This is a genomic window from Neisseria sp. P0021.S007, from assembly GCF_051956855.1.
In genome coordinates this window covers 1-533 of record NZ_JBQCXA010001088.1, presented here as the reverse complement: position 1 = coordinate 533, position 533 = coordinate 1, and the positions used below count along the sequence as shown (strand labels likewise).

At 57.4% G+C, this 533-nt stretch carries 1 pseudogene; it reads right to left on the bottom strand.

Annotated elements, in window-relative coordinates:
- Nucleotides 1-533: pseudogene (locus ACTHUR_RS17665) on the bottom strand (exodeoxyribonuclease V subunit gamma); the annotation flags it as partial.

Below are 533 nucleotides of genomic sequence, written 5' to 3'. Positions count from 1 at the left end.
GGCAAATCGTCCGCCGTCAGCCCGAAACGGCGGAGCACCAAACCGCTTTCCAACAGCGGCAGCACTTTATCGACTTCAAACCGGCTTTCCAGCAAATCCAGCGTCTGCTCCAGCGCGTAAAGCAGCGGCTGGCGGCGGCTGAGTTTCACGTCCGACACCGAATACGGCAAAGCCTGCGCCCCGCCTTGCGCCTGCCCGAACACCGCCTCGATAAACGGGCTGTACGGCTCTATGTTCGGCGTCAAAACAGCAATATCGTGCGGCTGCCAGTCGGGATGTTCGTGCAGAATCCGCAACAGCTTGTCTTTCAAAATCTGCAATTCGCGCAAGGGGCTGTGTGCCGACACGATACGGACGGAGCCGTCGTCCAGCAAATCCGCGCGGCTGTGTTCAGACGGCATCCGCAGGTTTTGAATGTCGTTTTGCAGACAGTGTAGCAGCGTGTCGTCTGAAGCCTCTTCAAACACATTCTGCTCCTCCAAGCCGATTTCCGTCAGAAAATCAAAAAAATCACGCCCCTGCTTGCCCAGCGA